We start from the raw sequence: 6,903 nt of genomic DNA on the forward strand, positions 1-6,903 counted from the left end.
TCTTCACCAGCAGTTTTAGTAGAGACTCTAACTACAGTATCTCTCTTTGGATAATAGTCCTTTGTAAACTGTTTATTCGAAATTACTTTTCCATCTTTTTTAACAATTTTGTTTGTTACAACTCTATAGCCATCGTATCCTTTTACGTCAACAGCTCTTTCGCCAGCTTTTAGGCTTTGATCTTCTTTCTCAATAGTTTCTGATTTAATTACTTCAACTATCTCTGATTTAAAGCTTATATCGTAATCTTTCTTTGTTTTATCTCCATACACATAAAATGTTACTTTGTTATTTGTAACGCTTGAATCTATATATATAGGAAAGTCATAAGAATTTTGAAATCTTAAGTTTTTAGATCCTTTCCAAACCGCGCAATCTTGTCCTTTTGGTACATAGTTTGCAGCTCTTGAGTGAGGGTATCTTTCAAGTATTTTAACTCCCGCTCTAACAAGTGCGTTATAAAGCGTAGTTGAAGTTTGGCACATGCCTCCTCCTAAACCATTTTCATACTCTCCTCCCTTTAAGACGTGAGCATTTTTATATCCATTTGCTGCTGTTATGTCTCCTATAGCATTATTAAAGTTAAATGATTCTCCAGGAAGCAATAGTTTTTTAGAAACAGAGTTTGATGACACTCTGATGTTTGTCTTTCTTTCGTTTGAGCTAGAGCTTATATCTGTTGTGAATGAGCCTATAAGTCCATTTATTCTTTCAAGATCAGAATGTTTCTTTTCTGGTTCAATAGTTTCTACACTTGCAGTAATTGTATCTGTGCTATTGTTAATAGCATCTAAGATATCGTTTTTAAGTTTTTCTCTATCTAATTTTTTCCCATCTTTACTCTCTGTAGATGTGATCTTACCATTATTCACGCTAAATTCTGCGTTTACTGCTTCTGTGTCAATCTCACTTGCAATTATAGCTACAAAATCATCGACATGTGAGTAATCAATCTCTTTATCTATGGCTATGTTCAATGGATTTTCTTTAAGAGCCTCTAATTTATTATATCTCTCTTCTAGTTCGCCTTCTCTAGCATATTCGTATGCTTCGTTTATGGCCTTATCTACATCCATCTTATGGTCTAGATTTTTTAGCTCAAATGTATAGCTTTTATCTTCTACATTAATATTGATATTTTTGCCTTCTAATTCATCAGCTTTTGCAGCAAGTATCTTGTCCTTTGCTTCTTCTTTAGATAGGCCACCAACGTCTATGCCGTCTATGATAATATTGCTATAAATATTATCTCCTTTAAGAGCTTCTTCCATAGCTTCAATTCTTTTTCCTTCACTATACTTTGTATAGCCAAAGTAACCACCGCCTAAAATCAATATTAGTACTATAAATATTACTAATCCTTTTTTCATTTATCAATTCCCTTTCTGTATAAACAAATTTCACTTAAATTACAAAGCTCACATAGTGGCCTTTGCGCCTTGCACACTCTTCTTCCATGAAAGATTAAGAGGTGATGTGCTAGTGACCAAGTATCCTTCGGTAGCTTTTTCATAAGCGCCTTTTCAGTGTCCAAGACATTGTCTTCTTTAACCAAACCGATTCTGTTTGACACTCTAAAAACATGAGTATCAACAGCTATCCTCTGTTCACCAAAAGCGTTAGCTAAGACAACATTTGCAGTCTTTCTACCGACTCCCGGTAATTCTATTAGCTCTTCAAAGCTGCTTGGCACTTGGCTATCGTATTTATGTACTAGTATCTCGCAAGTCTTTTGTATGTTTTTTGCCTTGTTTCTGAAAAAACCTATGGATTTAACCATCTCTTCTATTTCAGAAAGCGGTCTTTCTATGTAATCTACAGGTTCTGGCATGATTTTAAACATCACATCAGTAACCTTGTTGACTTGCTTATCTGTGGTTTGAGCTGATAATATCGTTGCTATCAAAAGCTCAAATTCATTTCTAAAATGCAGCTCAGGACCTGCGTCAGGATAATCCTGACGCAGTATGTCCAAAACTGTATTTACTTCTTTTTTATTTAATACTTTTCTCATAACTATACATCTCTTTATCTATATTTATAATTTCAACTCTATCGTCATTGTCGATAAAGTTAATAATCTTCTCGATAGTTTTCTCGTTATATTTACTTTCATTTGAAACGAAGGAAAAGCCTAATTCACTTATCTGCCACTTATCATTGTCAGAAGCTTCACAAACAGATACATTAAACCTTGACTTAATCCTTTCAACTATGGATTTAACTACCATGCGTTTATCTTTTAAGCTCAAGGCATCATATATAGTTATGCTGATAAGCATATTTGTAACGAACATTATTGTAAAATGTTCATTTCCTTTCCAACTTTTTCAAATATTCTGCATGCTTCGTCAAGTTGTTCTTTAGTGTGTCCTGCTGTAACCATGCATCTTACTCTGCCTGTTCCTCTTGGAACTGTTGGGAATACTATAGCTGAAACGAATACGCCGTTTTCAAGTAGTTTTCTTGAGAATTCCATAGCTTTTGCTTCTTCGCCAATGATTACTGGAGTGATAGGTGTTTCGCTGTTACCTGTGTTGAATCCAAGTTTGCCTAATTTTTCCTTGAAGTATTTAGCGTTATCCCAAAGTTTATCAGTATATTCGCTGCTTTCCATAAGCATCTTGATAGCTTCTGTTATAGCTCCTACTGATGCTGGTGTTAAGCTTGTTGAGAATAATACTGGTCTTGCTCTATGGATTAACCATTCGTACATAGTTTCTGAGCCAGCTACATAGCCACCTATACAGCCTATAGCCTTTGATAAAGTACCGATTGAGAAGTCAACTCTTCCGTGTAAATTGAAGTGGTCAACAGTACCTCTACCATTTTCACCAAGAACGCCAGATCCGTGAGCGTCGTCAACATATGTCATACATTCATACTTTTCGGCTAAATCGACAATGTCAGGAAGTTTAGCAATGTCTCCATCCATTGAGAATACACCGTCAGTTATAATAAGTACGTTTCTATAGTTCTTTCTCTTTTCTTTTAAAACATCTTCCAAGCTATCCATATCAGAGTGCTTAAATATAGCTCTATCTGCTTTAGAAAGTCTTGATCCGTCGATGATTGAAGCGTGGTTTAACTCATCAGAGATGATTAAATCGCCTTTTTCAGTTACTGCTTGGATAGTACCAGAGTTGCAGTTGAATCCTGATTGATAGATGAAGGCTCTTTCTTCTCTCTTGAATTCTGCTAAAACTTTTTCAAGTTCTTCATGGATATCCATGTTACCAACTATAGTTCTAACAGCTCCTGAACCTGCTCCGTATTTTTCTACCATTTCGATAGAAGCTTTTTTGATTCTAGGGTTATTAGCAAAACCTAAGTAGTTGTTTGAAGATAAGTTAATTACCTTTTTACCATTTAAAATAATTTCAGCATCATCAGGTGAGCTTAGTATAGGTAATTTTCTATAAACTCCTTGATCCTTTAACTCTTGGATTTTGTCTCTTAAAAATCCTAATTCGTGTACATTTGACATAATACCCTTCCTTTCATTAAATAAATCATTCTTATTTATATCTATAATATTTGCATTTCTTTCAAGTATTTTCTTGCCACGCCATAAAGCGGCCATGGCTTTGTACTTTTCTTTAAACTCTCTATTACTTAATTTAAAATCATCTTTATAGACTAGGCCATAGTCATCTAACTCGTGGAACTCTTCATGAAATATTTTTTTTGCGTTTTTATTGTATGGACATACTTCTTGGCAAATGTCGCAGCCATATATGTAAGTCTTTATATTCTTCTTTTCAAAATCGTTTAGCTCACCCTTCTTTTGTGTGATGTATGACAAGCACTTAGACATCTGCATCTTATAGTCACATAGCGCTTCGTTTGGGCAGGCTCTTTCGCAAATATCGCACGAGCCGCAATCAATTTTTAAGCTTTCATCATAATAATCACTCAGCTCACTACTTATTATATACCCAATAAAGATAAAAGAACCTAAGTTTGGATTGATAATACATGTATTTTTGCCTAAAAATCCTAGGCCTGACTTTTGTGCAAGTAGTCTTTCTACTAGTGGACCAGTATCTACAAAGATGTGACTCTCTGATTTTTCAACATTAAAGAGCTCTCTATCGATATTTTTAAGCTTATCCATAAGCACTTTATGATAGTCATAGCCGTACGAAGATCTTGACAGCAAATAAGTTCCATCTTTTTTCATAGCTTTTTTATAATTATAGCTCAGTCCAAAAACTATTATGCTCTTTGCGTTCGGAAAAAGATCCTTTGGATTTAGTCTCTCTTCTTCACTATACTTTGTAAATTCATTTGCTGCCGTGCCAATAGCTTCAAGCCTTTCTGCGTCTGTAATTCTAAAGGCGTCTACGCCATATTTTTTAATTAATTTATCTACTTCGCTGTGCTTGATAATCATTTCAGTAGTTCTAAGCTATCGTCAGTGAATCTTGTAGCTCCTCTATTGTAATTAACAGAAAGAACCAAGCCAATACAAGCAAGACTCGTTAGCTGGAAGGTTCCCGCATAGCTTATGAAAGGTAGCGGTATACCAGTAACTGGAAGTATCCCAAGTATCATGCCTATGTTTTGCACTATATGAAAGAAAAACATTCCTAAAAATCCAGATACCATGGCTGATCCAAAAACATTATCAGAGTTTTTAGCGATGATAATCATTCTTCTTAGCATACTATAGTACAAGAAAATCATTATCGCGCCTCCAACAAAGCCAGTTTCTTCACCTACTATAGCGAAGATTGAGTCGGTGTGCTTCTCTGGAACGTACTTATACATATTTTGTGTGCCTTTGAATAAACCTCTACCAAATAATTTGCCTGAGCCTAGAGCAATCTTACCTTGAATTACCTGTCTTCCTGATCCCATAGCGTCCCTTGTAGGATCCAAAAAGTCATATATTCTGTTCTTTTGATATTGGTTCATCGAAAACCATAAAGCTGGTATTGATAAAACACCTAAGCCTATAGCGTAGATAACGTATCTTATCGATATACCTTGTGAAAATAGCATGATAAAGATAAAAAACACATAAACTATTGCTGTTCCTACGTCTGGTTGTAATAATATTAATACAACTGGTAGAAATGCAAAAGCTAATATCTTAAGTAAAACAAATGGATTATTTAAGTTTTCTATATTCTTCTCTATGTATTTAGCTAGTGAAATTATCAGGCCTACTTTAACAAACTCTGATGGCTGAAATGAAAATCTTGAGCCAATCTCTATCCAGCTCTTGGCATTATTAACAGTCTTACCGAAGATAAGTGTCGCAATCAATAATAAGATGCAGCCAGCGTATATTATTAAGTATAATTTGCCCCAAATGTTGTAGTCAATTAACATTAAAGCAAACATAATAACTATGCCTAATGCTAAAGACAAAAAGTGTGTCTTCATTAGACCGTTTTGCACTGGCTTTGAAAATGATAGTGTAGTTGAATACACCATGATGGTTCCAAAGGCAAGCAGCGCTAGTATTGATAAGACAAGTATTATATCTACTCTAAATTTCGGTTTTTTAATCATATTACTCTCCCTTTGCATACATATTTATTATAAAATAAAGGCAGTTATAAGTCAAGGAGTAAGCGATTATTATTTTAAATATTCTTAATATTCTTAATATTCTTAATATTCTTAATAATCTTATTTCAATAAAATAATTTTTTGCCTTAAGCACAAAACGCGCAAAACGATTTTCTAAATACGTTTTTACAAGAATGATTTTAGGCAAAATAAAAAGCCTTGCTACTCATAACGAGCGGCAAGGCCATATAATTATTAATATTATTCGTTGTCAGCTTCTTCTTTTTCTTCTTTACCTACTACAGGTACGTCAGCTGCTGAAGTTTCTTCTACTTCTTCCTCTTTTTCTTCTCTTGGCATTGCTAATGAACATACAACTTCATCAAGATCTATAAGGACTTCAACATCTTTGTTGTCTCCTACTAGGTCCTTAACTGTGAATGAGTCATCATAATCCATGTTTTGAACGTCAATTGAGAAACTATCAGGAATATTGCTTGGTAATACTAAAACTTCGATATTATCAAGTTGTTGATTTAATACAGATGGTTGCTTTCTGATTTCATCTCTGTTAAGTAATTCAACTGGAACTTCAATCTTAATCTTTTCATCCATGTTAATTCCTTGGAAACCAACATGATAGATTTGATTTTTGAATGGATGTCTTTGAATTTCTTTAATGATAGCTGGTCTTACTGTTCCATCGATATCAAGATCGATAACACTTGTCATACCTGCTTTTTGATATAACATTTGAAATTCTAGATCATCAATAGTGATGTTTTCTGTTTCTTTTCCTTTTTGAAATACTGCTGCTGGTAATTGTTCGTTTTGTCTAATTTTATCAACTTTATTTTTTCCTACAGCTTCACGCTTTTCTGCTTTTAATTTGTATTCAGCCATAATATCCTCCTTAAAATTTATTACTTATTTATTTTCTGATTTGTCTTCAGCTTCACTGTCTTCATTTGTTTCAGCATCTTTGCTGTCATCATTTGTTTCAGCATCTTTGCTGTCATCATTTTTTTCAGTGTCTTTGCTGTCTTCTTTTGTATCAGCATCTTTGTCTTCTTCTTTAGTCTTTACATCGTCATCTTTTATTTCAGGTAAATCCATCTTCTTAACTTCTGCATTTGCTCTAAGATTTTTCATATATTCAATGAATTTTTGACTCTTAAGAGTTTGTTCGATTTCAGTTTTTAAATCTTCTAATTGATCTTTCTTGTCATCAACTTTAACTATGTGATAGCCCATATCGCTCTTAAATACTTTAGAGTATGAACCAATTTCAGTAGCGCTTACTGCGTTTAAAAACTCTTCAGGCATAGTAGATGCTTGTACTTCGCCCATATTACCGCCGTTAGCAGCTGAGTAAGTATC

General features: G+C 34.0%; 7 protein-coding genes. All 7 read right to left on the reverse strand.

Annotated elements, in window-relative coordinates; genetic code table 11:
• Positions 1-1,370, reverse strand: a 1,370-nt coding sequence (locus tag Q0E71_RS06030; protein WP_294797009.1) for a VanW family protein, incomplete at its 3' end; no start/stop codon positions are given.
• Positions 1,367-2,014: an endonuclease III gene (gene nth, locus Q0E71_RS06035; protein WP_294797012.1), complete on the reverse strand. Its 648-nt coding sequence runs from the start codon at positions 2,012-2,014 to the stop codon at positions 1,367-1,369. The genes Q0E71_RS06030 and nth, both read right to left, overlap by 4 nt.
• Complete coding sequence (locus tag Q0E71_RS06040) at positions 1,995-2,297, reverse strand: DUF503 domain-containing protein (protein WP_294797014.1); 303 nt, start codon at positions 2,295-2,297, stop codon at positions 1,995-1,997. Before Q0E71_RS06040 ends, nth begins: the two co-directional genes overlap by 20 nt.
• Positions 2,297-4,396: a glycine C-acetyltransferase gene (locus Q0E71_RS06805; protein ID WP_367116827.1), complete on the reverse strand. Its 2,100-nt coding sequence runs from the start codon at positions 4,394-4,396 to the stop codon at positions 2,297-2,299. Before Q0E71_RS06805 ends, Q0E71_RS06040 begins: the two co-directional genes overlap by 1 nt.
• On the reverse strand, positions 4,393-5,523 hold the full coding sequence (rodA, locus tag Q0E71_RS06055; RefSeq protein WP_294797015.1) for a rod shape-determining protein RodA: 1,131 nt from the start codon (positions 5,521-5,523) through the stop codon (positions 4,393-4,395). The genes Q0E71_RS06805 and rodA overlap by 4 nt, the downstream gene beginning before the upstream one ends.
• 261 nt (positions 5,524-5,784) lie before the next feature.
• The gene (locus Q0E71_RS06060) at positions 5,785-6,426 is read right to left on the reverse strand and encodes a 50S ribosomal protein L25 (RefSeq protein WP_294797017.1); all 642 of its coding nucleotides are present in this window, start codon (positions 6,424-6,426) and stop codon (positions 5,785-5,787) included.
• A 24-nt stretch (positions 6,427-6,450) separates the two neighbouring features.
• Positions 6,451-6,903: peptidylprolyl isomerase (locus tag Q0E71_RS06065; RefSeq protein ID WP_294797018.1), on the reverse strand; the 453-nt coding region annotated here is incomplete at its 5' end.

It is taken from the genome of uncultured Fenollaria sp., assembly GCF_934202865.1.
Taxonomy (GTDB): Bacteria; Bacillota; Clostridia; order Tissierellales; family Peptoniphilaceae; genus Fenollaria.

Bases quoted from the DNA above. Each gene is read 5' to 3' on its own strand.
- nth (WP_294797012.1), bottom strand. From the start codon at position 2,014: ATGAGAAAAGTATTAAATAAAAAAGAAGTAAATACAGTTTTGGACATA.
- Q0E71_RS06040 (WP_294797014.1), bottom strand. From the start codon at position 2,297: ATGTTCGTTACAAATATGCTTATCAGCATAACTATATATGATGCCTTG.
- Q0E71_RS06805 (WP_367116827.1), bottom strand. From the start codon at position 4,396: ATGATTATCAAGCACAGCGAAGTAGATAAATTAATTAAAAAATATGGC.
- rodA (WP_294797015.1), bottom strand. From the start codon at position 5,523: ATGATTAAAAAACCGAAATTTAGAGTAGATATAATACTTGTCTTATCA.
- Q0E71_RS06060 (WP_294797017.1), bottom strand. From the start codon at position 6,426: ATGGCTGAATACAAATTAAAAGCAGAAAAGCGTGAAGCTGTAGGAAAA.